The organism is Taklimakanibacter albus, from assembly GCF_016595235.1.
GTDB classification, from domain to species: domain Bacteria; phylum Pseudomonadota; class Alphaproteobacteria; order Rhizobiales; family Aestuariivirgaceae; genus Taklimakanibacter; species Taklimakanibacter albus.
Window position 1 is genome coordinate 696534 of sequence record NZ_JAENHL010000007.1, and the last position, 23148, is coordinate 719681.

The window sequence follows — 23148 nt, forward strand, 5'->3', positions numbered from 1 at the left end:
AATAGGGAAAAAAGCGAAAAATTGAACGAGTTCCGCTAGCCGACCTTAATCGGTGCGTGCGACGGTAAGTTATGCAAGCCGGCGTCCACTACCAGAGCGATCTATTGACCGGGCTCGATCCCGCCGCCCTCCTCACCAATATCATGGAGAACGCGGCGATCGGCTTCGTCATCATGACCTTCGACGGCCGCATCCTGAGCGCCAACCGCGCCTTCACGACGATGATCGGCTTCAGCGAGGCCGAGATTCTGGAGGGTGGCCTCGACATTCACACCCATCCTGACGATTACCCCGTCACCATCGACAGCTTTCACCAGTTTCTCGCCAGCGGCGAGACCCACGGCTATCAGCTCGAGCGCCGCTATATCCGCAAGGACGGCAGCATTCTTCACGCTTTGGGCGCCGTGTCGGTGCACCGCGCCGCCGGCCAGCCCGATATCGCCATCCTCCAGCTCACCGACATCACCGCCCAGAAGCAGGCCGAGGCGCGCAATTCGGCGCTCCACCAGCGCCTGAAGCTCGCCATGGAGGCCAGCGGCGCCGGTGTCTGGGACGTGGATTTCGCCGACGGCGACTATCATTGGGATGCGCGCATGCACGCGATCTATGGCGTCGCGGCCGGCGCCTTCAGCGGACATCTCGACGACTGGATGGATATGATCCATTCCGCCGACGTTGCGAAAGTGCACGAGGACTGGCGCTATGCCAAGGAGAGTTCCAGTCATTTCAGTGCCGAATACCGCATCATCCGGCACTCGGGTGAGGTTCGCCACATCAAGGCGCTGGCGCAGTTCGTTCGCGACGACAAGGGTGCGCTGCTGCGCGCCGTCGGCACCAATTGGGATGTGTCGGATTACAAACATCTCAACCAGGAAATTCTCGAGGAAAAGGAACGCCTCAGGATCACGCTCGCCTCGATCGGTGAGGCGGTGATCTGCACCGATGCGCTCGCCAATGTCACGTTCATGAACGCCGCCGCGGTGGCCATGACCGGCATCGCCGCCGCCGAGATGGCGATCGGCCAGCCGCTGGTCGAGGTGCTGCGCCTCATCGACGAGGCGACCGGCGATCCCGCCCCCAATCCGGTCGGCCAATGCTTCGCGCATGAAGCCTCGCATTACCGCGCCAGCGGCATTTTCATGCTGAGCCACGCGGGTGGCGTCTATGACATCCAGCTTTCGGCCGCCGCGGTGCGCCGCTCCGACGGCGAGATGATCGGCTGCGTCGTGGTCTTCCAGGATGTGACCGTGCATCGCGCCGCCCAGAAGAAGATCACCCACAATGCCCAGCATGACGGCCTGACCGGCCTGCCCAACCGCGCCACCTTCCAGGCCAAGCTCGCTCAGACGATCGAGGAGACGGTCCCGGGCTCAGGGCCCCATGCTTTGTGTTATATCGACCTCGACCGCTTCAAGACCGTCAACGATACCGGCGGCCATGCCGCGGGCGACGCGCTGCTGAAGGAAATCGCCAAGATCATCGCCCTGAGCTGCAGCAAGAAGGATGTGCCCGCCCGGCTGGGTGGCGACGAATTCGGGCTCATCTTGCGCAATGTCGGCGCCGCCGAGGCCCGCGCCGTCGCCACACGTATCGTCGATGCCGTCTGCGCCATGGAATTCCGCTGGGAATCCATGATTTTTCGGGTCGGCGCCAGCGTCGGGATCACCGAAATCGCCAACGACTCCTCCGACAGCGCCGTCGTGCTCCACCGCGCCGACCTCGCCTGTTATTCGGCCAAGAGCTCCGGGCGCCGCTGCGTCCATGTCTATGGCATAGACGACCGCGACGGCGAGGCGGAAAGCCCCTGGGACGACGGAAAAAATCTGAACTTCGGATGAAACTTTCTGGAGCTGGGCGCGTTTTATCTGCACTGGCCTACCCGAGGCCAGGTCCCCTGCCCATTCCCCCTGGGCATCCCCTGTCGATGGCCCGCAGCGAGTCCCTCCGCTGCGGGCCTTATATTTAAAATTGAAATTCACATTAACCACCATTATTAAGCTTGGTCGAAGATAGTGGCTTGATGGTCCAGTCCTCCCCATTTGCGCCGCCTCCGGGTGCCGGCAATGACGAGCAGCTGCTGCGCAGTCTTTTCGACAACACCCTGATCGGCATCGTTATTCTGTCGCTCGACGGCCGTATCACCTATGCCAATGCCGCCTATGCCGGCCTCGTCGGCCGCAGTGTCGAAGAATTGCGCGCCTTGCGCCTCGAGGACTTCATTACCTCCGACGATGCCGCACAAATCCGCCGGAACTTCAAGGAGATCGAGGAAGGCAAACGCGACGGCTACACATTCGAGCGCCGTTATGTCCACAAGGACGGGCGCATCGTCTATGTCCAGGGCGCCGCGTCGGTCCTGCGCAACAAGGGCAAGCCGCCGCTCGTCGTCTCGCAGCTCGTCGACATCACCGCGCGTAAGGAGGCCGAACGCAAGCTCGCCAACAGCGAGCAGCGCTGGTCCTTCGCGCTCGAAAGCGCCCATCAGGGCGTGTGGGACTATGACGTCAGCTCGAACGTGACTTATTTTTCGCCTACCTGGAAAGCCATGCTGGGCTATGGCGAGGCGGAGATCGCCAATACCCGCCAGTCCTGGGAGGACCTGCTCCATCCCGACGATCGCGCCCGGATGGTCGAGACCATGCGCCGCAACACGGAAGGCGAGTTCGACGGCATCGAATGCGAATTCCGCATGCGCCACAAGGCCGGGCACTGGGTCTGGATCCTGAGCCGCGGCCGCACCGTCGCCTGGACTGCCGACGGCCGGGCGCAGCGCATCATCGGCACCCATACCGACATCACCTCGATCAAGAACTACGAGACGCAGATATCGCGCCTGCATGAACGGCTCGACCTCGCCATCAGCGCCGGACAGATCGGCGTGTGGGACTATGACCTGGTCGGCGAGACGCCGCATTGGGACGACCGCCTGCACAAGATCTACGGCACCGATGCGAGCCTCGTTCGCAACCTCGATTCCTGGAGCTCCATCCTCCATCCCGACGATCGCATGCGCGTCCTGACCTCTTGGGAGGACGCGCAGCTGAATCACAATCATTACGAGGACGAGTTCCGCATCATCCGTCCCGATGGCGAGCAGCGCTTCATCCACAGCATCGCCCGTATCTTCAGGGACGATCACGGCCGGGCGACGCGCGCGGTGGGCGCCAACTGGGACATCACCGACCAGAAGCGGCTGACCGAGAAGGCCTATGAGGAAACCGAGCGCCTCGGCATCACGCTCACCTCGATCGCCGACGCGGTGATCTGCACCGACGCCGAGACCCTGATCACGTTCATGAATCCGGTCGCCGAGAAGCTGACCGGCTGGTCGTCGACCGAGGTCTCAGGCATGCCGCTCGCCACCATCTTCAATATCGTCGACGAGGCGACCGGCGACCGTGCCGCCGATCCCGTCGCCGAATGCCTCAAGGGGAATGCCTCTCATCAGCGCGACGGCGGCGTGTTCCTGGTGAACCGCGAGGGCGGCGTCAGCGATATCCAGATGTCGGCGGCACCGGTACGCAGCCCGGCCAAGGGCTCGATCGGCGCGGTGCTGGTCTTCCGCGACGTGACCGAGGCGCATGCGCGCCAGAAGAAAATCGCCCATTCGGCCCTGCATGACGCGCTGACCGGCCTGCCCAACCGCACGGCCTTCATCGCCAGGGTGAATGACGCGATCACCCAGGTGCGCCAGGAGCACCGTACCCATGCGTTGTGCTTCATCGATCTCGATTATTTCAAGCAGGTCAATGACCGGGCCGGCCATGCCGCGGGCGACGCGCTCCTGAAAGAGACCGCCAAGATCATCGCGCTCAATTGCAGCAAGAAGGATGTCCCCGCCCGGCTCGGCGGCGATGAATTCGCGCTTCTCATCCGCGACTGCGAATTGCCCGAGGCGCAGGCCACGGCGGAGCGGATCATCGCCGCGATCTCACGCATGGAGTTCCGCTGGGAGCTGGATCTTTTCCGCATCGGCGCCAGCATCGGCGCGACCATCATTTCCGACACGGCGCCCGAGCTCAGCGAGATCCTGCATCAGGCCGACAAGGCCTGCTACGCGGCCAAGGAACAAGGCCGCAACCGCGTCTGCGTATATGGCCTGCTGCAGCAGCCCCAGGTCGATCCGCTCGCCGACCAGGACGCCCGGCTGCCGAGCTGGCTGCAGCTCCACTGATCGTCAGTTTACTCGGGCTTGTCGGGTTTTTCCGGCGCCGGCTGTCTCGGCTTGCCGGGATGGTCATTGCGGCCGACGGCAACCGGATCGCTCGCCGGAAAGGTCTCGCTCAAGGCCTCATCGAGCTTCTCGTCGATATCCGCTTTGGATTTTCGTTCACGCGACATGAAACATAATATCGGTGAAGCCCGGCCCAATAACAAGAAGGCGCGGTACACCGAAGTGCCCACGCCTCCCTGTTCAAAGCTGCCCACAGCATCTGATCACCACGAGGATGACCCGTGCCATAAGTCTACTTTGAAGCGACCAGGCTGCTCCGATTTTGCAACCCAAGCTGCCGGCCGGCGAACAGCTGAACCTTGCGGCCCAATTGCCCGGCCATCAAACGGATAAGCCGCCGTTTATGACACTCATCGGCCTCATGTCGCGGTCCGGTCTCTAACTGTTGCCAGCGAGCCCGGCCATGAGACGGCGCCTATATCTTGGATGGACCCGGCTGCGATCTGGATCACAATATCGGCGTCGTGTGAGGGAGAGTGTCACGCCGATTGCCTTTGAAGTCGATATGCCGATTTTCTCCGTCCACAGATTGAACGCCACCTGTGGATAACTTTTCCCCGAGAAGCGAAGCCATAGACTTTATCTGCTTACGGGAAAATCTCGTATGGTTTCAAAAATAAAACACGTCAAAATTAAAGAAATACAACGGGCTATCCCAAATTTCAGGCCACCCCCAAAAAGCCAAGGGCCGGGATTTGCATCCCGGCCCTCGACCCAACTGAATTTTTCCAGATAGCTCAGACCATCTTCAGATGGCCGGCGCTCGTCTTGCCACGCTCGGTGACGAGCTCGTAGCTGATCTTCTGCGCTTCGTTGAGGGTCGACAGACCAGCGCGCTCAACGGCGCTGATATGAACGAACACGTCCTTCGAGCCGTCATCCGGCTGGATGAAGCCGAAGCCCTTCTGGGGGTTGAACCACTTAACTTTGCCTGTCGGCATAGGAAGTACCTTTCGAGTTGTGACCAAACCGGTGGACCGTCTCTTGTCCCCGTATTCGAACCCGCAATGTCTTGAGAAGAGCCCGAAAGGGCAAACGCCAAGCAAGGCCATAGATCGAACCCGGTCTAGATGAGGTTTTGGGCATGATTTGTCAATGTGCCTCACCTCGCCGCAACCTATGCGAGAACCTCCGCAGCCGCCCCTTGTCGCCCCCTATCTCTTTGGGGATAAAGCAAATTTTAGCGATTTTTTTGATCTTGGTTTAACCAAGCGGCCTTTACAGCCGACCCTATGGCAGCAAAACCGATTCCCGAAAACCCGAAGCCGGATGACCAAAATGACGATCCCAAGGTCGAAAACCGGCTCCTCAAGAGCCATTTCGTCCGCGCCCTCGGGCAGCTGGAGCGCCTGCACCGCTGCCTGCTCGAGCTCATAAAACTGGAGCTCGAGCGCCAGATCCAGGACGCCGAGGTGACGAGCGCCCAGGCCGTCTTTCTCTACAATATCGGCGACGGCAAGCTGTCGGCCACCGAGCTCAGGGTCCGGGGATATTATACCGGCTCGAATCTGAGCTACACGATCGCCAAGCTCGTCGAGGGCGGCTACCTCCATTATGAGCGCGCGCCCCAGGATAAACGTGTCGTTCGCCTGAGCCTCACGGAAAAGGGCCAGGCAATCAGGGCGATGGTCGCCGCCATCTATGAAGGCCATGTTCCGGTGCTCGAGGAGAAAGGCGTCACCGCCGAGGATCTCGAACGCCTCGTCTCGGCGTTGAAGCGGCTCGAGCATTATTGGGCCGAGCATATCCGTTACGGATTCTAGGCAATGAAAAACCCGCCGGGTTAACGGCGGGTCCCATCTCTGCTTTGCCGATCAGCCGCGCCAGACGGCGCCGGTACGCGAATTCACATAGACGAGGAACGCGCGGCCATTGCGGGTGGCGCGGAAGGTATAGGTCTGGCCGCTGCAATTGCGCGCCTGGACATTGCGGTAGCCGCGGTCACGCACCAGATCACGCGCCCGGTTGCAGCTCATGCCCCTGTTGTTCGGACGACCCGGCCGGTACCAGCCGTGGCCTTTGCGATACACATAGTCAGGACCGACCTGATAGCCATAGTGAGGAATGCCCAGATAGATATTGACGCTCGTCTTGGCTTCGGCGCTGCCCGTCCCAACAAGACCGATGCCAAGCGCCATCGGAGCCGCCACGGCCAGAGTCATCAAAAGTTTCTTCATATTTTTCTCCGCACTGCAGGCGCCGTTCATTTTCCGAAAGGCGCATTTCACCCACTCTCATGAACAAGGACGAGCGGGGAGGCGGATTCCGTCGCTTACCGATCCTTCATGTTTACTGACGTTGGGGCATCTGCTCGCTGTTCAAAATACGACCTTGCGGTTCCCTTCCGCTTCTCGCAGCGTTTGGCTTCCGCTTCCCAGCGGCGCGCCATGTCGCGGAAGCTCTCGCGCAATTCAGCCGACTCGACCGTGTCGGCGAAAGCTCTTGCCGAAGCGGCCGCGGCGCGGAGATCTGTAGCCATCTGGTCCATGTCGAAACAAAGCGCGAGGGCGGCAATCGTTCCGGCAATGCCGATATGCGGTTACTAAAATCTTACATAGTCGGCGGGAACCGAATGGAACTAAGATGAGGATAGGAATCTCTACGGATTTTCTGACGAGAGGGTGTCTGGGTGTCCAATATCTATGAGCAAGGCCTTGCGCCCAATCCGGCGAACTACCAGCCCTTGTCACCGATTTCGTTCCTTAGGCGCGCGGCGCTGACCTTCCCCGACAAGATCGCGGTGATCGACGAGACGCGGAGCTACAGCTATCGCAAGCTCGACGAGCGCGCCCGCCGCCTCGCTTCGGCGCTCATCGGACGGAACATCGGCACCGGTCACACCGTTGCCATCATGGCGGCCAATAGCGCGGCGATGATCGAGGCGCATTTCGGCGTGCCCATGGCGGGCGCCGTCCTCAATTGTCTCAATATCCGCCTCGACGCTGCGACCATCGGCATCTGCCTCGCCCATGGAGAGGCCAAGCTCGTGCTGGTCGATCCGCAGTTCCTTGATGTGGTCGAGACGGCGCTCCAGCACTCAGGCCACGAAGTTCCCGTGATTGTCATCGGCGAGGATTACGAGGCTTTGCTCGCCGAAGGCGACCCGGCCCAGGACCTTCCGCCGCTCGTCAATGAATGGGCGCCGATCAGCCTCGGCTACACGTCGGGCACCACCGGCGACCCCAAGGGTGTCGTCTGCCATCATCGCGGCGCCTATCTCAATGCGCTCGGCAATGCCCTCGAAGCACGCCTTTCATCGACCAGCGTCTATCTGTGGACCTTGCCGATGTTCCACTGCAACGGCTGGTGCTACATCTGGGCGGTGACGGCGGTCGGCGGCACGCATGTCTGCCTGCGCCAGGTGGAGACCGCCGCCATCTTCAGGAAGATCAAGGATCACGGGGTCACGCATTTCTGCGGCGCGCCGGTGGTGCTCAACATGATCGCCCGCGCCGAGCGGCCTGATGACTGGCGCCTCGACCACCCGGTCGATGTGCTGACCGGCGGCGCGGCACCACCCAGCGCCATCATCGCCGCAATGGAGGAAGCGGGCTTCCGGGTGACGCATCTCTATGGCCTGACCGAGAGTTTCGGTCCCGCCCTCGTCTGTGCCTGGCACGAGGAGTGGAATGAACTGCCGCTCGCCGAGCGCGCCAGGCTCGCGGCGCGCCAGGGCGTGACCTTCCCGACTCTCGAAGCGGTGACGGTCGCCGATCCCGACACCGGCGCCGACTGTCCGGCCGATGGCCAGACGATGGGCGAGATCTTCCTGCGCGGCAACACGATCATGATGGGTTATCTCAAGAACCCGGAAGCCAGCGCCAAGGCTTTCGCCGGCGGCTGGTTTCACACCGGCGATCTGGGCGTGCGCCATCCCGACGGCTATGTCGAGGTCAAGGACCGCTCGAAGGACATCATCATCTCGGGCGGCGAGAACATCTCCTCGCTCGAGATCGAGGAAGTCCTCTATCGCCATCCGGCCATCCTCGAGGCTGCGGTCGTCGCGGCGCCCGATGTGACATGGGGCGAGCATCCTTGCGCCTTCATCGACCTCAAGAAGGGCGCCGAGCTCAGCGCCGAGGCGGTGATCCAGTTCTGCCGCGCCAACATGGCACATTTCAAAGCCCCACGGACTGTCATCTTCGGACCACTGCCGAAAACCTCGACCGGTAAGGTACAGAAATACGAACTGCGCCGTCGTGCCGCCGAGCCGATTACCAGGTGAAAGTGAGACTGCCCCTGACACCGTGGTCCTCGACGCCATCGCCGGTCTGGCCGGAGTAATTCACCCCGAGCGTCACCTCATCGCTCAGCGCCGCCTTGAGGCCCGCTTCCATCAGCAGCGCATCGCGCGCCAACGGCACGCCGGCGATGTCGAAATCGGCACTGCCGGCCAGCGCGAACATGGATTGGGGGGAGATATCTCCGAATCCATGGCGCCAGCCGAGCAGCCCCTGCGCCGTCACAGAGCTCTGTCCCACGCTGAACTGGGCGGCAGCGCGAACGCCCAGCGTGGTGAAGGTCATGTCCTGATTGTCGCTGTCGGCGGAAAGCGCCGCGGCGCCACCCTCCTCATCAAAGCCTTCGGTGTGGAGATGCACATAAGCGGCGCGCGCGAAAGGTTCGGCCGCGAGACCGCCGAGATCGAAGCGATAGCCGAGCTCGCCGAAGACCTGCGCCGCGCCGGCCGAATAATCGGCGTCGAGCTTGTCGTCGAAGCCGGGGATATCGACCTGCCGCCGCGTGTCGATATCGTACCAGCTATAGGCGGCGCCGAGCCGGAGATTGAGACTGTCGAACGCGGTGCCGCCATAGAGGCCGATATGATAGCCGTCGAATTCGCCCGAGGACGCGCGTTCATCGACGTCGAGCGAGCTGTGGCTGTAGCCGCCGACCAGGCCGAGGCGCAAACCATCCGCGACCTCGCCATCGAGGCCGGCGAAGAAGCCGCCGGATGAACGATCGACGGAAGCGGCATTGCCGTCGCCGTCGAGATCGCCCCAGGAGCCGAAGCCTTGGCCCCAGAAACCATTGCGCGCTTGCGATGCCGCATCGAGATCGGCATCGGCGACCGGCGTGATGGCGAGGTCGCCCGAGGCGGCCTGGTTGAGGCGCCCCAGCACGGCTTCGCGCAGATAACGGCTTTCCTCGAACAGCACGCTCTTGAGCGAGGCATGGATTTCGCCCGATAGCAGATCGAAGGCCTGCCGCGCCTCGCCGGCACTGAGCTGCAGCACGGCATGGTAGATCGGATTGGCGGGGTCGAGCCCCTGCAGGGCCTCGGACGTCGACAGCTGATTCGGCGTCTCGGCGACATCCGGGAACACCGCCACCTGCGCGACGCGCAGCCACACCTGGTTCGGATCCTTGTCGTGATCGAGCATGAAATTCAGGAAGGCGGAATTGTCGATCACGCCGCCGAAGGTGCCAGCGCGGGTGGCGGCGTCGAGGATGAGATATTCCATGCCATCGGCATAGGAGCCGGATCCGGCGAGGACGGAGACTTGCGCGCCCGCATCGATCGTGGCGTTGCCGGTGACGGTGAGCAGATCGGAATTTGACGGATCAAGATCGACCTGGAAGACCGATCCGGACGTGAAATTCGCGGAACCGGCGGTGAGCGTGCCGATGTTTCCTTTGCTGCCGGGATTGACGCTGCCGGCGGCGGTGAGGGACTTGATCGAGCCATTGCCGCCAAGCGCACCGCCGGACTTCACGTCGAAGTCGGTGAACAACATCGTCCCATCGACGGTGAGGAGCCCTTGCTGAGCTTCGAAAGTGCCCGCGATGGCATTGGCGCCTGCGGTTCCCTTCAGGATCCATTCGCCGGCGCCCTGCTTGCGGCCGGCTTCGAAATTCGTCACCGCAACGGTGCCGAAATCGAAGCTGCCGGTCGTGCCGGTTGCGCCGTCGAGCTGGAACCTGTCCGCGCCATTGCCGCCCGTGACGCCGCCGACGATCTCGTAGGTCGGCAGGAGAGTCATGACATCGTCGCCATCATTCAGATCGATGGCAATGCCGGACGACCCGCGCTCGATCTTGCCGGCAATGATGAGATTGTCGATCACCGCCGGATAATTGCCCCCGCCGCTGTCGGCCTGCTTGTAGACGATGTTGTTCTGCGCGAAGAGCGAGGCGCCTTCGGCGATGGTGACATTGGTGACGAGATCGACCGGCCCGTTGTCACCCATCAGATAGATCGCCGAGCCGGTACCGAAATTCTCGACACGGCCGGCCACCATGATCTTGACCGGCGCGTCACCAACTGCCGTATTGGCGCGCACGAAGATGCCATAGGCGTTGCTGGCGCCGCCATGCACCGTGACGGTTCCGGTCTTGCCGATCGTGATATCGGCTGCCTTGCCGAGAATATCGATGCCATGGGCGCGCTGCGTGTCGATGAGCCCGTCCATCTGGATCACGGCATTATCCTTGGCGATGATGCCCCAGGCGCTCGATCCCTGCGCGCCGCTCGGATTGCCCGTATAGATCTTACCGGTTGCGGCGACCGTGATCCTGGCATTGTTGCCGGCACTGATCGCCGCACCACCGCCTGAATTGGCAGCGGCGGCATCGCTGAGGCTCTTGATCGTGCCCTCGACCTTGATGTCGGCATCATTGCCGAGCCAAACGGCGTAAGCCGTTCCGTGCGTCTCGATGAGCCCGCCTTGCGCGATCGTCACTTTGACATTGTTCTTGCCGGATCCGGCGATCGCGCCGGACGAGTCACCCGCCCTGGTGATGATGCTGCCGGTCGCGCCGATGGTGATCTGGTCGCCATTGCCGACCCCGATCCCTTGTCCGCTGGCGCCCGTCACATCGATCATGCCGTCAATCTGGTAGATATTGCTGCCGCCGCGGCCATTGAGAGCGAAATTCTGCACCGTACCCGTGGTGACGATCTTGCCGCCGGCATTCAGGGTGATGGTGCTGTTGGCGAAGCCGGTCAGGTTGGTCCCAAGATTGGCATCGCTGATGCCGCCCTTGCCTTTGACGACGCCGTTTATCGTCATCGTCGAGCCGTCACCGATGACGATCGCATAGGCTGTCTGTGTTCCCTGTCCCGATGTATCGATGGTCGGATCGGCGCCGGCGCCGATCGTCACATTGGCGGTGCCCCCGAGCGAGATGGCGAGACCGCTCGGCGGAATGATCGACCCGTTCGGATCGACGGTGAGCGTGACGCCGGTGCTCGCCGGCGCGATGACGCCGGTCGTGTTGGCGCCCGTGCAGGTGACGGTTGTGTTGCTGGCCGGCGCGGTGCTGGTGCAGGCCGCCTGGGCGGTACCGCCAATGGCCGCAAGTGCCAGTGACGAGATCGACAGCATCGCGGCCTTCCTGACGTGCTGCGTCAGGCAACGAACATGGATAGACAAGATAGCCCTCCCCCAGCCCGCCTTCAGGCGGAACCAACTCGCTTTCCCTCATCTCCTCCTTGGCTTCCCGCGGGGCCGATGAGGGCATGCGACCCGACGCGATTCCTCCTGAAGAGTAGAGGCCCCCGTCATGAAGCGGCGCAGGGCAAGTCGTGACATCCTGGGACAAAGTGGGGCATCACGGGAAAATGCCCATGGTGTCCATGATTTATGCCGGGTACCTCGAACCGATGGCGGAATTTCCTGGCAAGTCCGACTGGTGCCTGCTTGCCAGTTCGGCTAGCATCCGGCCGCCGCTCAGACGGACATGGGGACGGGGCATGAAGACCGAACCGGCACATCCAAAACCGGATCGCCGCCTGAGAAGCTGGAAGGAGATTGCCCAGTTTTTCGGCAAGGACGAGCGCACGGTGAAACGCTGGGAAGTGCAGCGCGGCCTGCCGGTGCATCGCGTGCCGGGCGGCAGCCGCACCAGCGTCTATGCCTATGCGCATGAGCTGGAAGACTGGCTGAAATCGCCACCCGCGGAAGCAGTGCCGCCTTCGGACGCTGAGGCCGAGCCCGAACCCGCAATCGAGATCGCGCCGCCGCCGAAAGGCTTCCGCCTTTCCTACGGCCAAGGGGCGATTGGTCTGCTGGCGCTCGCTTTCGTCATCGCGACGGGTGTGATCTTATTCTATCGCCTGGTCCCGCCGACCACTATATCTGGCGGCGACGACGAGGTGACCGAGCCGCTTGCGCCCTCCATCCACGATCTCTATCTCGCCGGCCGCTATAATCTGAGCACACGTACGCCCGAGGGACTGACCCGCGCGCTCGAGCAGTTCACCCAGATCATCGCCCGCGATCCTAACCATGCCGGCGCCTATGCCGAGCTCGCCAATACCTACAATCTCCTGCCGCAATATGCGCTGATGCCAGCCGACATCGCCTATCCGCAGGCGAAGACCGCGGCCGAGCGCGCCATCCGCCTCGACCCCAAGCTGGCCGCGGGTTACAGCGCGCTGGGCTTTACGGAATTCTTCTGGTCACGCGATTTCAGCCGCTCCAAGGCGCTGTTCGAGCAGGCGCTGGCGCTCGATCCCAATTCAGCCCAGACCTATGCCTGGTACGCCATGACCATCATGCATTGGGGAGAGTTCGGCAAGGCGCTCGCCGCCATCAGCAAGGCGCAGGAGCTCGATCCCGAATCGCGCGCCATCCTCGCCAACAAGGCGCTGATGCTGTTCCACGCCGGCAATACGAAAGAAGCCATCGCCATCCTGAAGGAGCTGCGGCGTACGGCACCCGGCCACCTCGCCACCCATTTCTATCTGGCGACGATGTATCTCGATGAAGAAGACTATGAAGGATATCTGCGCGAGTCGCTGAAGGCAGCGGAGCTTCAGAAAAATGAGGCCATGCGCAAGATCTTCGCGGCGGCCCAGAAAGGCTATCAAGCGGATGGCGCGCGCGGCCTCTTTGCCGCGATGCTCGATGAGCAGCGCCTGCAATTCGACCAGGGCCGCGAGCAGGCCTTCAATGTGGCGCGCACCGCCGGCGTGATCGGCGATGCCGAGACGACGATGGCCTATTTGCGTAAATCGAAGGAGATCGGCGAGACCGACATTCTCGCCATCCGCATCGACCGCTCCTTCAAGAAGCTCTGGCAGAACGAGGATTTCCGGGCACTGGCGGCCGAGATCGGCTTTCCCTTCCCACAGACAGCAGGGCTGCCGGCGCAGACCGTCCCGCAGTGACGACGCCCGACACGACCTCGGGCTGGGTCAAAGCCGCGGTGCTGATGATCGCCGCGGCGATGATCTTCGCCGTGCTCGACGGCCTGAGCAAGGTCATCGCCAACGACCAATCGGTCGGACAGATCGTCTGGGCGCGTTACACCTTTGCCATTCCCGTCCTCATCTGGGCGAGCCCCGGCACCGAGTGGCGTACGCTCTTTCGCACGCGGGAGAGGAAGAACCAGATCATCCGCGGCCTCATTCCGCTCAGCATCAGCATTTCCATGGTGCTGGCCGTGCGCCATCTGCCGCTCGCCGACGCGACCGTAATTCTCTATATGGGCCCGCTCCTGGTCGTCGCTTTGTCGCAGCCGCTGCTCGGTGAGAAAGTGAGATTGTCGGCCTGGATCGGGGTGTTCGCGGGCTTCCTTGCCGTGCTGATCGTCACCCGGCCAGGGGTGAGCGATATCAGCCTCTATGCGCTGTTTCCGATCGCCGCCGCCCTCTTCTATGCGTTCTTCCAGATTTTCACCCGCAAGCTCGGCGCGGCGGGCGAGCGGCCGGAAACCACTTTGGCCTGGACGCTCGCCATCGGCATGGCCATCTCCACGCCGCTCGCCGCCTTCACCTGGGAGCCGATCTCGAGCTTGAACTGGCTCATCATGATCGCCCTCGGCCTCACTTTCGGCCTGGCCCAGATCTTCATCATCCGCGCCTTCGCGCTCGCCCCGGCGAACCGCCTGGCGCCTTTCAGCTATGCCCAGATCATCGGTGCCGTGCTGTTCGGCGTCGTCGTCTTCGGCGCCCTGCCCGATCTCTGGACCTGGCTCGGCATTGCCTTGATCATCGGCGCCGGACTCTATGTGATGAAGAGCTGTGGCTAGAAGCGCGACGCGAAAATTCGCCGTCCTGATCTTTCCGGGTTTTCCGCTGATGGCTTTCAGCGCCATCATCGAGCCCTTGCGTGCCGCCAATACGATCACCGGCCGGCGCCTCTATGACTGGACGATCGTGGCGCCGGATGACGCGCCCGTCACCGCCTCCAACGGCATCGTCGTCACCCCGCATCACGCCGCCGCCAAGGCGCCGGCCGCGGACTACATCATGGTCTGCTCCGGCGGTGACGCCGACCGACTCGTCGCCAAGAAGCCCTTGTCCTGGATCCGCAAGACATTGCGCCTCGGCGGTAATATCGGCAGCGTCGCCGACGGCGCCTTCTATCTCGCCCGCGCCGGCCTTCTCGATGGTTTCGCCTGTACCTTGCACTGGCAGAGCCAGCCGGCCTTCCTCGAAGCCTTTCCTCATATCAAGCTGGCGCGCGAGATCTTCGTGATCGATCGCACCCGCATCACCTCCGCCGGCGGCGTCGGAGCTCTCGATATGATGGTCGAGCTCATCGGCCGGCATCACGGGTCCGAGCTCGCCCGCCAGGTGGCCGAATGGTTCGTGCATGATCGGATCAAGGCGACGGCGGATCGCGAGCGCCTGCAATTGCGTTTGCGCACCGGCATCCGCGACGACGTCGTCCTCAAGGCCGTCGCCGAGATGGAGAAGGCCCAGGACAGGCCTGAAGAGATTTCCGCCATAGCCGCGAAGCTCGGTCTGTCGATCGGCCAGCTCGAGCGCCTGTTCAAGGTGGAGTTCGGCATCGGCCCCGCCGAATATTATCGCCGCTTCACCCTGGAGAAAGCGCGCGACCTTCTCATCCATTCCAAGATGCCGGTGCGCGAGGTGGGCCTCGCTTGCGGCTATCAGAGCTTCTCCTCTTTCGTGCGCGCTTATAGAGCCGTATTCGGCACGACACCCGGCAAGGCACGCAGAGCATAACGGCACATTTCAGCGCGAAGACGGCACATTCATTGCCGGCTTTGTCGGCCATCCTTTCGGGCCGTTCCCATCGCGAAAGGCTTACCCCTTCATGAGCATCGTCGTCTTCAACCCGGACAATGTCGATGATGTCGACTTCTCGACCGGCATGCGCCATCCCTCGCTCGACGATCCGGCCAACAATATGTGGCTGTCCGACACCGAGCCCCCGGCGGTCGATGCGGTGGCGCTGCGCCGCGAAAGGCTCGCCAAGCTCAGGCAGTGGATGGCCAAGGCGGATTATGGCGCCGTTTTGCTGTTCGACCCCTATAATCAGCGCTACGCCACCGGCACGCGCAACATGTTCGGCTATTTCCTGCGCAATTCGACGCGTTATTTCTTCATCCCCACCGAAGGCCCGATCATCCTCTTCGAATATCCGCAGAGCTATCATGTCTCGCTGCAGCTCGACACGGTCGATGAAGCGCGCCCGAGCAAGCTCGTCTGGTCGTCGGTATCGGGCAAGGATACTGAGACAGCGGGGCCTTTCGCCGATGAGATCGCCGAGCTGATGCGTCTTCATGCGGCGGGCAACAAGAAGATCGGCCTCGACCGCTGCAGTCATCTGCAGGCTGTGGCGCTCCAGGGCCGTGGCCTTGATGTCCGCGATTGCCAGGGCGAGATTCTCGCCGTGCGCGCTGTCAAGACGCCCCAAGAGATCAAGTGCCTCGAAATCAGTATGACGGGCGCGGAAGCGGCGGTCGCCGCGGTACGCGACGCCATCAAGCCGGGCATTACCGAAAACGAGCTTTTCGCCGTCATGTATCATGAGGTCATTCGCCAGGGCGGCGAGTTCATCGAAACCCGCCTCCTCACCTCCGGACAGCGGACCAATCCGTGGTTCAACGAAGCGAGCGGCCGGCGCGTCAGGCCCGGCGAATTGGTGGCGCTCGACACCGACACCATCGGCTGCTTCGGTTATTATTCCGACTTCTCCCGCACCTTCCGCTGCGGCCCGGGCAGGCCGACCGCCTATCAGAAGGCGCTCTACCGCATGTCCTATGACCAGGTGCAGCACAATATCGGCATCATCACTCCGGGCATGAGCTTCCGCGAGATCGCCGAGAAAGCCTGGAAGATCCCCGAGCGTTTCATCGATCAGCGCTACACTTCGGTCATGCATGGTGTCGGCATGCATGGCGAGACGCCGTTCATCGCCCATGCCATGGATTTCGCCACTTACGGGCGCGAAGGCACGATCGAGCCCGGCATGGTGGTGAGCGTCGAAAGTTATATCGGTGAAAAAGGTGGCCAGGAGGGCGTGAAACTCGAGGAAGAAGTCCTTATAACGGAGCGCGGACCGAAGCTGATTTCCCGCTTTCCCTTCGAGGAAGAGCTGCTTGGCAAAGAGATCTGAATGAAGACGACATTATCGTTCGACGGCCAGGCTGCCGCTCTCCTCCTCATCGATTTTCAGGAGGAGCAGCGCCACGATCCGCTCTACAAGGTCCCCGGCCTGAGCCAGATCCTCAAGAATGCCGCGCGCCTTCTCGAGACGGCGCGGACGCTGAACCACATGGTCGTTCATGCCGCCTATATCCGCGACTTCACCAAGATCCCGCCACGGCCATTCGAACCGACCGCGGCGGATGGCAAACCCACTTTCAGCGACGTGGCCAGCTCACTGACCGCCATTTGTCATGAAGTGGCGCCGCGCGACGGTGAACCGGTCATCACCAAGAATGACGCCAGCGCCTTCTGCGAAGGTGACCTTGCGGCGCGCCTGAAGGCCCGCGGTGTCACCTGGCTGGTGGTTTCGGGCGTCTGGACCGAGGCCTGCGTCGCCGCGACCGTGCGGGATGCAATCACACATGGCTTGCGCGTTCTTCTGGTGAAGGACGCCTGCGGCAGCGCCACATCGGCAATGCACAAGACGGCGGTGCTCAATCTCGCTAACCGGCTCTATGGCGGTGCGGTCGCCGATACCGAGCGCGCCGTTTCGTTGTTGACCGGCGAGACGGCCGAGGTTTTCGTCGCCGAACGTCCGGTGCCGATCCTGTTCAACTTCACCGACGCCGCCCAGCTTTACGCCGACCTTTAACCCTGCACATAAATTCGCGAGAGCTGAACATTCGTGCTCGGCATCTGCGCTTAATCTTCTCCGCAACGACGACAAAAATCCGGAGGAGACAGCCATGCGCCCGAGCAAGACTTCGCCTGACCTTTCCCAATTGATGTCGATTGCCCGTTCCGGCCGCCTGAACCGGCGCGCTTTCATGCAAAGCGCGCTGGCGCTCGGCGTGACGGCGCCGCTCGCGACCAGCCTGTGGACCACAGCGGCGCGCAGCGCGCCCACGAAGGGCGGACAATTCCGCGTCGGCCTCGATGATGGCAACTCGTCGGACAGCATGGACCCGGCGACCTACAATTCGCGCTTCATGATCACCATGGCGCATACCCATCGCAATTTCCTGACCGAGATCACGTCCACCAACGATGTCGCCGGCGAGCTGGCGGAGTCCTGGGAAACCTCGGCGGATGCCAAAACCTGGGTGCTCAAGCTGCGTAAAGGCGTCGAATTCCACAATGGCAAGACCTTCGACGCCATGGATGCGGCCGCCTCGCTCAACCATCATCGCGGCGAGAAATCGACCTCAGGCGCCAAGTCGCTCCTGGCCTCGGTCGAAAGCATCAAGGCCGAAGACAAGAACACGCTGGTGGTCAAGCTGGCGAGCGGCAATGCCGACCTGCCTTTCATGCTCACCGACTATCATCTGGTGATGCTGCCGGCCGACAAGGAAGGCAAGGTCGATATCAGCAATCTCGCCGGCACCGGCGGCTATGTGGTCAAGGGTTTCGAGCCGGGAGTGCGGGCGGCGCTCGAACGCTTCCCCAATTACTGGAAATCCGACCGCGCTTTCTTCGACGCCGTCGAATACACCGCCATCACCGACGTCAATGCCCGCCAGACCGCGCTTCTCAACAATTCGCTCGACGCCATGATCGAATGCGACTTCAAGACGGTGCATATGCTGGAGCGCGATAAGAGCCTGCGCGTCGATGAGGTGCCGACCGGCACCTACGTGTCGCTGCCGATGCATCAGGACGCGGCCCCCTTCGACAATCCCGATGTCCGCCTCGCCCTCAAATATGCGATCGACCGCGAGGCGACCGTCAAGATGGTGCTCAACGGCCATGGCTCGATAGGCAACGACCAGCCGGTCAGCCCGATCATGCCCTATTACGACGCCTCGATAGAGCAGCGCGCCTATGATCCCGACAAAGCGAAATTCCATCTGAAGAAGGCCGGACTCTCCAGCCTCAAGCTCGATCTCTCAGCCGCCGACGTCGTCATCACGTCCGGCGTCGACATGGCGCTCCTCTTCAGCGAAACGGCGCGCAAGGCCGGCATCGAGGTGAATGTAGTGCGCGAGTCGAGCGACAGCTACTGGTCGAATATCTGGCTTAAGAAGCCCTTCTGCCTGGCGGGCTGGGGCCAGCGTCCGACACCCGACATCATCTTCACGCTGGGCTATGCGGCAGGCGCCGACTGGAACGACTCGCATTTCAAGGATGACCGATTCAACGAGCTGCTGCTCACCGCCCGCGCCGAGCTCGACAAGGGCAAGCGCACCGGAATGTATGGCGAGATGCAGCGCATCCTGCATGACAAGGGCTCGGTCATCATCCCGTTCTTCCGCAACTGGATCTATGCCAGGCGGGCCAATGTCCAGCATGGCGGCGCGCTCACTTCGAGCTGGCCGCTCGACGGCGCACGCGGCGCCGAGCGCTGGTGGTTCGAGGCATAATTTATGGCATACGGGTGCGGATCCGGGGGCGGATTCCTCTCATGAGCCGGCGGCACGCCATGCGCGTCGACTGGCGGCGCGGCAATGTCCTCGATCTGCGCCGCGCCTATGAGCGCGCCTGCCGCGTGACGCCGGCGGGCGCCGATTGGCGGATGATCCAGGCCGAGGGCCGGCCCATCCGCGTGCTGGTGCATGAAGCGCCGCAACCAACAGAGCGTGTGATCCTCTATTTTCACGGCGGCGGCTGGATGTTCGGTTCGCCCGCCACGCATGCCGACATCTCGTGTGAACTCGGAAGAGCGATAGGCTCGATCGTGATCTCGGTCGATTACCGCCTGGCGCCCGAGCACAAGGCGCCGGCCGCCATTGCAGATGGCATGGCCGCAGTCGGCTTCTGCCGTGACGCTGGCTTCACCTCGATCATCCTGGCAGGAGACTCGGCCGGCGGCGCCCTCGCGTTCGCGGTGGAACGCGAGGCCGCAAAGCGCGGCGAACGGATTGCGGGCGTGTGCAGCTTCTATGGCGCCTTCGGCCATGTCGCCGCCCCTTGCGGCAAAAGACGTGACGGTCTCGACGCTTTGAGCGTCCGGCGCTACTGGCGCGCCGCCAATGGCAGCGCCGGCAGGAGCCCCTATTCCATTTCAGCGCTTGCCGATGGCCCTGGCTGCCCGGTCCATCTCGTGATCGCCGGCCGCGACCCCTTGCGCGACGACTCGATTGCCCTGGCCCGGGCCTTCAAACATCGCTCCGTAAGCGTCGACATACACCCCTTCGAAGGCCACAGCTTCCTGCAGCATCCTCTGGCGCATCGGGCGAAACAGACGGCCTATCGCAACATCGCCCACTGGATCGGCGGGCTGGAATGACCGTCAGCACCATCCGGACTGCAGGCGCTGGCAGCGTGATTCAATCAAATGGATCAGATTCTACCCCTTTCGACGTCAACGGGCGCATTGTGCGCAAATTAGCTCACATGGGAAGCACGCTTTCCCTTAGGGTAGCCCGACCATGTCGAACTCACTCCCCGGCCAGGACCAGTCCTCGCAACCTGAATTTCGCGACCTCAGTGGCATTCAATCGGTCGATGCCGCCATTGCCGTGATGCGAACGCTCGCCGCCTCTCGCGGTCCGCTGTCGCTGAAGAAATTGAGTGAGCTCTGCCGCATGGACCCGAGCAAGCTCCATCGCTATCTCCACAGCCTCACTAAGACGGGCATGGTGGTGCAGCGACGCACCGGCGAGTACGATCTGGGCCGCCTGTCACTGCAGATCGGCCTCGCCGCCGTTCAGCGCCATGACCTCGTGAATCATGCCGCCGATCATCTTCAGCAGCTGGCGCTCGATACCGATTCACCGGTTTGTTTGTCGGTATTCAGCCTCACCGGGCCTACTATCATCCGGTGGCATCGCGGCAACGCCCCCATCGTCCCTTTGTTCGCTCTGGGACAGACGCTTCCTCTGGTGACCTCCGCCACCGGCCAGGTGTTTCTGGCTTTTCTGCCACGGCACGAGACCCAAGCTCTGATCGAGGCAGAGAAAACCCGGGAGCGCACCACCGGTCTTTACGAAACGGACGCGATTGACAGGCTGGTCGGGGAAGTTCGTGAACAGGGTTATGCGGTTTGCAGCGGCGGGGTTCTGCCGGATCAGACCGGAATTTCCGCGCCTCTGATTAATTGGCAGAACGAGGCGAGTGCCGCCGTGACGATCGTGACGCGACTGTCCGCCCATGCTGACGCGCTTGAGCGGAGCAAGCAGCACTTGCAGGCCTTCTGTTCGCGCAACTCGCTCCAGTCGCTTGAACACCGCGTTCGCGAACCCTAAAGCGTTTTCGGCCAAGCGTGCATGACGCGCTTGGCCGAAATATTTGTGACCGCCCAAGGGGGCTGTTACATCTTCACTACGCGGCAGATCGCGACCATATCGCGCTTATAGCTTGCCGGATTCTGCAGGACCTTGAAGCAGTTTGCGGTAAACAGATGCCTGTCATTGGCCGATAGCGCATTGATGGCAGGGCCGCCGGCATCACCATTGCCGCCATTCCCACCGCCACCACCACCACCGCCACCGCCACCACCGCCGCCGCCACCGCCGGAAGCCAGGCTTTTACCGCAGCCGCCGCCTACGGCCACGCAGAGGCCAAGCAGCCTCTTGTGAGACAGCAGGGTCAATCTGTAGTCGATCAAGCCCAGCAATTGATGACGGCTGCGACCGCTGCCACAGCCCGAACCGCCACCTATGCCGACGCAAAGCTTGGCCAGGTTCTTTTTGGACAGCACGTCGAGCTTGGCTTTGATTCCGCCAATCAGGTCGGATTTAGCGGTGGCATTCAGGACGCTTTTGCGATCGAGTACGCCAACTGTGGCCTTCGTTTTTCCGCCGACAGTGCTCGCAGCACCACCGACTGTACCGTTGACCGCGCTACCTGCTCCATGGGCCACACCACCCACGGTGTTGCCCACGCCGCCAACGGCGCCGCCTGCTCCGCCGGTCACGCCACCAACGGCGCCACCGACCGTATCGCCCAGCGATCCTGCCGAGGCCGATAAGCTCACGCTGCCGAGAGCCAAGATCATGACGGGCAAAATCAGGAAGGAATACCTTCCGGCAATTTGCTCCTGCGCATTCGGCAATAATCCATAGAATTTACGCATGTTGTTCAAACCGTTCCATTAGTGTCTGATAAGTAACGCTGCAGGAAGAAGAAGTAATAAAGAACCCTGCCGCTCCGGAAGACAAACAGTCGTCCAATATAAAAGGTTCAATAAACCAGACGGGGAACGCGTTTATTTGTTTAGATGAGAATTTAGTTGATTTGTCTGTATATTATTATCTGCCGTTACTTGGCGGCTCTCAATACCGTCCAACCAGCAGGCCGCCATCGACGACGATCGCCTGGCCGGTGACATAACGCGCCCCCGGCGAGGCGAGGAAGGTGATGACATCGGCCACATCTTCCGGTTCGCCGAGGCGGCCCATCGGGATGATCGGCGCCGCGGCCTCGGCCGCTTCCGGTCCGAGCGAATGTTCCTTCGACAGAAGCTGCGCCGTGCGGATATAGCCGGGCGCCACCGCATTCACCCGGATCCCCTCGCCTGCCAGCTCGACCGCGAGGCCGCGCACCAGGCCGATGACGCCGGCCTTGGCCGAGGAATAATGCACATGCTCGTTCCAGCCATAGGCGACGCCCATCGTGGACGACACCGCGACGATGGCGCCCGAGCGGCGCCGGCGCATGCCCGGCAAGGCCGGCCGCACCACGCGGAATACGCCCTTGAGGTCGATGTCGAAAGTGAGGTCCCAGCGCGCATCGGTGAGCTCAGCCACCGGCGCCTTATGCGCGATGCCGGCATTGGCGACGATCACGTCGATGGCGCCATGCCGCGCCTCGATGTCGGCGATGAGCGCATCGGCCGCCGCCGTCGAGCGCACATCGAGCTTGCGGAATTCCGCCGCACCGCCGGCCGCCGTGATGTCGTGGACGACCGCTTCGCCTTCCTGCTCCAGAATATCGGTCACCACGACGAAATCGCCGAGCTTTCCGAAAGCCTGCGCCGTGGCGCGGCCGATGCCGATGCCGGCGCCGGTGATGAGAACGACCCGCCGGCTCATAACATCACATCTCCGGAATTGGCGCCGAGCGTCTGGCCGACGAACAGGCTCGATTCGGGCGAGGCGAGAAAGGCGACGGTGGCGGCGATCTCCTCCGGCTCGCCGAAGCGGCCGAGCGGCAATTGCGCCGCTTTGCGATCACGCCAGTCCTGCGACAGGACGGTGACCAGGGGCGTGTTGACGGGGCCGGGTGCCACCGCATTGACCCGCACGCCGCGGCTCGACACTTCGCGCGCCAGGGCCTTGGTCATGCCGACGACCGCCGCCTTGGCGCCCGAATAATGCACGAGCTCGACGCCGCCGATCTGGCCGAGCTGCGAGGCGATGTTGATGATGACGCCCGCTTCCGCCGCCAGCATCTCCGGCAGCACCGCCCGCATCATGAGAAACGTGCCGCGCACATGTACCGCGAACATGCGGTCGAAATCGTCGACCTCCAGATGCTCGAAGGCGCATTGATGCACATGGCCGGCATTGTTGACGAGAAGGCCGATCGGGCCGAAGGCCGCGTGGGCCACCGCGACGAGATGCGCGACGTCGCTCTCGGACGAGACGTCGCCCGCTTGCGCCTTGGCCCGGCCGCCCGCCGCCCG

The 23148-nt window shown here is 62.6% G+C and carries 19 protein-coding genes; 12 read left to right on the plus strand and 7 right to left on the minus strand.

What is annotated here, in order from left to right; all coding sequences use genetic code 11:
- Positions 1–71: 71 nt before the first annotated feature.
- Together JHL16_RS14910 and JHL16_RS14915 are read left to right on the plus strand one after the other, a co-directional pair.
- On the plus strand, positions 72–1838 hold the full coding sequence (locus JHL16_RS14910) for a diguanylate cyclase domain-containing protein (RefSeq protein WP_200185620.1): 1767 nt from the start codon (positions 72–74) through the stop codon (positions 1836–1838).
- Positions 1839–2020: 182 nt separating this feature from the next.
- Positions 2021–4174 (plus strand): PAS domain S-box protein, encoded by a 2154-nt coding sequence (locus JHL16_RS14915; protein WP_200185621.1) that lies wholly within the window; start codon positions 2021–2023, stop codon positions 4172–4174.
- 8 nt (positions 4175–4182) lie between these two features.
- On the opposite strand, the gene JHL16_RS14920 is transcribed toward JHL16_RS14915, so the two are convergent.
- Together JHL16_RS14920 and JHL16_RS14925 are read right to left on the minus strand one after the other, a co-directional pair.
- On the minus strand, positions 4183–4341 hold the full coding sequence (locus JHL16_RS14920; RefSeq protein ID WP_200185622.1) for a hypothetical protein: 159 nt from the start codon (positions 4339–4341) through the stop codon (positions 4183–4185).
- 630 nt (positions 4342–4971) lie between these two features.
- Positions 4972–5175, minus strand: a complete 204-nt coding sequence (locus tag JHL16_RS14925; protein ID WP_137858178.1) for a cold-shock protein — start codon at positions 5173–5175, stop codon at positions 4972–4974.
- Positions 5176–5466: 291 nt separating this feature from the next.
- Between JHL16_RS14925 and JHL16_RS14930 the strand changes: the two genes are divergently transcribed.
- Positions 5467–5997, plus strand: a complete 531-nt coding sequence (locus JHL16_RS14930) for a MarR family winged helix-turn-helix transcriptional regulator (RefSeq protein WP_200185623.1) — start codon at positions 5467–5469, stop codon at positions 5995–5997.
- 51 nt (positions 5998–6048) lie between these two features.
- Here JHL16_RS14930 and JHL16_RS14935 read toward each other — a convergent pair whose 3' ends face one another.
- Positions 6049–6411, minus strand: coding sequence for a hypothetical protein (locus JHL16_RS14935; RefSeq protein WP_200185624.1), 363 nt, complete (start codon positions 6409–6411; stop codon positions 6049–6051).
- Between the two features lie 452 nt (positions 6412–6863).
- Here JHL16_RS14935 and JHL16_RS14940 point away from each other — a divergent pair, with 452 nt between their 5' ends.
- Positions 6864–8459, plus strand: coding sequence for an AMP-binding protein (locus JHL16_RS14940; protein WP_200185625.1), 1596 nt, complete (start codon positions 6864–6866; stop codon positions 8457–8459).
- Here the strand turns inward: JHL16_RS14940 and JHL16_RS14945 are convergent.
- Positions 8449–11610, minus strand: coding sequence for an autotransporter outer membrane beta-barrel domain-containing protein (locus JHL16_RS14945; protein ID WP_200185626.1), 3162 nt, complete (start codon positions 11608–11610; stop codon positions 8449–8451). The two genes, JHL16_RS14940 and JHL16_RS14945, sit on opposite strands and share 11 nt — an antisense overlap.
- A 320-nt stretch (positions 11611–11930) precedes the next feature.
- On the opposite strand from JHL16_RS14945, the gene JHL16_RS14950 reads away from it, so the two are divergent.
- The 8 genes from JHL16_RS14950 (at position 11931) to JHL16_RS14985 (ending at position 20767) form a co-directional block, all read left to right on the plus strand.
- Positions 11931–13349, plus strand: coding sequence for a tetratricopeptide repeat protein (locus JHL16_RS14950; RefSeq protein ID WP_200185627.1), 1419 nt, complete (start codon positions 11931–11933; stop codon positions 13347–13349).
- Complete coding sequence (locus JHL16_RS14955) at positions 13346–14212, plus strand: EamA family transporter (protein WP_200185628.1); 867 nt, start codon at positions 13346–13348, stop codon at positions 14210–14212. Before JHL16_RS14950 ends, JHL16_RS14955 begins: the two co-directional genes overlap by 4 nt.
- Positions 14205–15155: a GlxA family transcriptional regulator gene (locus JHL16_RS14960; protein ID WP_348647216.1), complete on the plus strand. Its 951-nt coding sequence runs from the start codon at positions 14205–14207 to the stop codon at positions 15153–15155. Before JHL16_RS14955 ends, JHL16_RS14960 begins: the two co-directional genes overlap by 8 nt.
- A 91-nt stretch (positions 15156–15246) precedes the next feature.
- Positions 15247–16551 carry a M24 family metallopeptidase gene (locus JHL16_RS14965; RefSeq protein WP_200185629.1) on the plus strand — a complete coding sequence of 435 codons (1305 nt, stop codon included), beginning with the start codon at positions 15247–15249 and terminating at the stop codon, positions 16549–16551.
- A complete protein-coding gene (locus JHL16_RS14970; protein ID WP_200185630.1) occupies positions 16552–17235 on the plus strand; it encodes an isochorismatase family protein in 684 nt (227 codons plus the stop codon).
- A 94-nt stretch (positions 17236–17329) separates the two neighbouring features.
- Positions 17330–18943 carry an ABC transporter substrate-binding protein gene (locus JHL16_RS14975; RefSeq protein WP_200185631.1) on the plus strand — a complete coding sequence of 538 codons (1614 nt, stop codon included), beginning with the start codon at positions 17330–17332 and terminating at the stop codon, positions 18941–18943.
- A 41-nt stretch (positions 18944–18984) separates the two neighbouring features.
- Positions 18985–19809 (plus strand): alpha/beta hydrolase fold domain-containing protein, encoded by an 825-nt coding sequence (locus JHL16_RS14980; RefSeq protein ID WP_200185632.1) that lies wholly within the window; start codon positions 18985–18987, stop codon positions 19807–19809.
- A 142-nt stretch (positions 19810–19951) separates the two neighbouring features.
- Entirely contained in the window at positions 19952–20767 is an 816-nt protein-coding gene (locus tag JHL16_RS14985) for an IclR family transcriptional regulator (RefSeq protein WP_200185633.1), read from the plus strand.
- A 65-nt stretch (positions 20768–20832) separates the two neighbouring features.
- Here JHL16_RS14985 and JHL16_RS14990 read toward each other — a convergent pair whose 3' ends face one another.
- The 3 genes from JHL16_RS14990 to JHL16_RS15000 all read right to left on the minus strand — a co-directional run.
- Positions 20833–21597 carry a hypothetical protein gene (locus JHL16_RS14990; protein WP_200185634.1) on the minus strand — a complete coding sequence of 255 codons (765 nt, stop codon included), beginning with the start codon at positions 21595–21597 and terminating at the stop codon, positions 20833–20835.
- Between the two features lie 199 nt (positions 21598–21796).
- Complete coding sequence (locus JHL16_RS14995; protein ID WP_200185635.1) at positions 21797–22555, minus strand: SDR family NAD(P)-dependent oxidoreductase; 759 nt, start codon at positions 22553–22555, stop codon at positions 21797–21799.
- A partial coding sequence (locus JHL16_RS15000; protein ID WP_200185636.1) for an SDR family NAD(P)-dependent oxidoreductase occupies positions 22552–23148 on the minus strand: 597 nt, incomplete at its 5' end. The genes JHL16_RS14995 and JHL16_RS15000, both read right to left, overlap by 4 nt.

Coding starts and splice junctions, on each gene's coding strand:
- JHL16_RS14910 (WP_200185620.1), top strand. CDS start 72: ATGCAAGCCGGCGTCCACTACCAGAGCGATCTATTGACCGGGCTCGAT.
- JHL16_RS14915 (WP_200185621.1), top strand. CDS start 2,021: ATGGTCCAGTCCTCCCCATTTGCGCCGCCTCCGGGTGCCGGCAATGAC.
- JHL16_RS14920 (WP_200185622.1), bottom strand. CDS start 4,341: ATGTCGCGTGAACGAAAATCCAAAGCGGATATCGACGAGAAGCTCGAT.
- JHL16_RS14925 (WP_137858178.1), bottom strand. CDS start 5,175: ATGCCGACAGGCAAAGTTAAGTGGTTCAACCCCCAGAAGGGCTTCGGC.
- JHL16_RS14930 (WP_200185623.1), top strand. CDS start 5,467: ATGGCAGCAAAACCGATTCCCGAAAACCCGAAGCCGGATGACCAAAAT.
- JHL16_RS14935 (WP_200185624.1), bottom strand. CDS start 6,411: ATGAAGAAACTTTTGATGACTCTGGCCGTGGCGGCTCCGATGGCGCTT.
- JHL16_RS14950 (WP_200185627.1), top strand. CDS start 11,931: ATGAAGACCGAACCGGCACATCCAAAACCGGATCGCCGCCTGAGAAGC.
- JHL16_RS14965 (WP_200185629.1), top strand. CDS start 15,247: ATGAGCATCGTCGTCTTCAACCCGGACAATGTCGATGATGTCGACTTC.
- JHL16_RS14970 (WP_200185630.1), top strand. CDS start 16,552: ATGAAGACGACATTATCGTTCGACGGCCAGGCTGCCGCTCTCCTCCTC.
- JHL16_RS14975 (WP_200185631.1), top strand. CDS start 17,330: ATGCGCCCGAGCAAGACTTCGCCTGACCTTTCCCAATTGATGTCGATT.
- JHL16_RS14980 (WP_200185632.1), top strand. CDS start 18,985: ATGAGCCGGCGGCACGCCATGCGCGTCGACTGGCGGCGCGGCAATGTC.
- JHL16_RS14985 (WP_200185633.1), top strand. CDS start 19,952: ATGTCGAACTCACTCCCCGGCCAGGACCAGTCCTCGCAACCTGAATTT.
- JHL16_RS14990 (WP_200185634.1), bottom strand. CDS start 21,597: ATGCGTAAATTCTATGGATTATTGCCGAATGCGCAGGAGCAAATTGCC.
- JHL16_RS14995 (WP_200185635.1), bottom strand. CDS start 22,555: ATGAGCCGGCGGGTCGTTCTCATCACCGGCGCCGGCATCGGCATCGGC.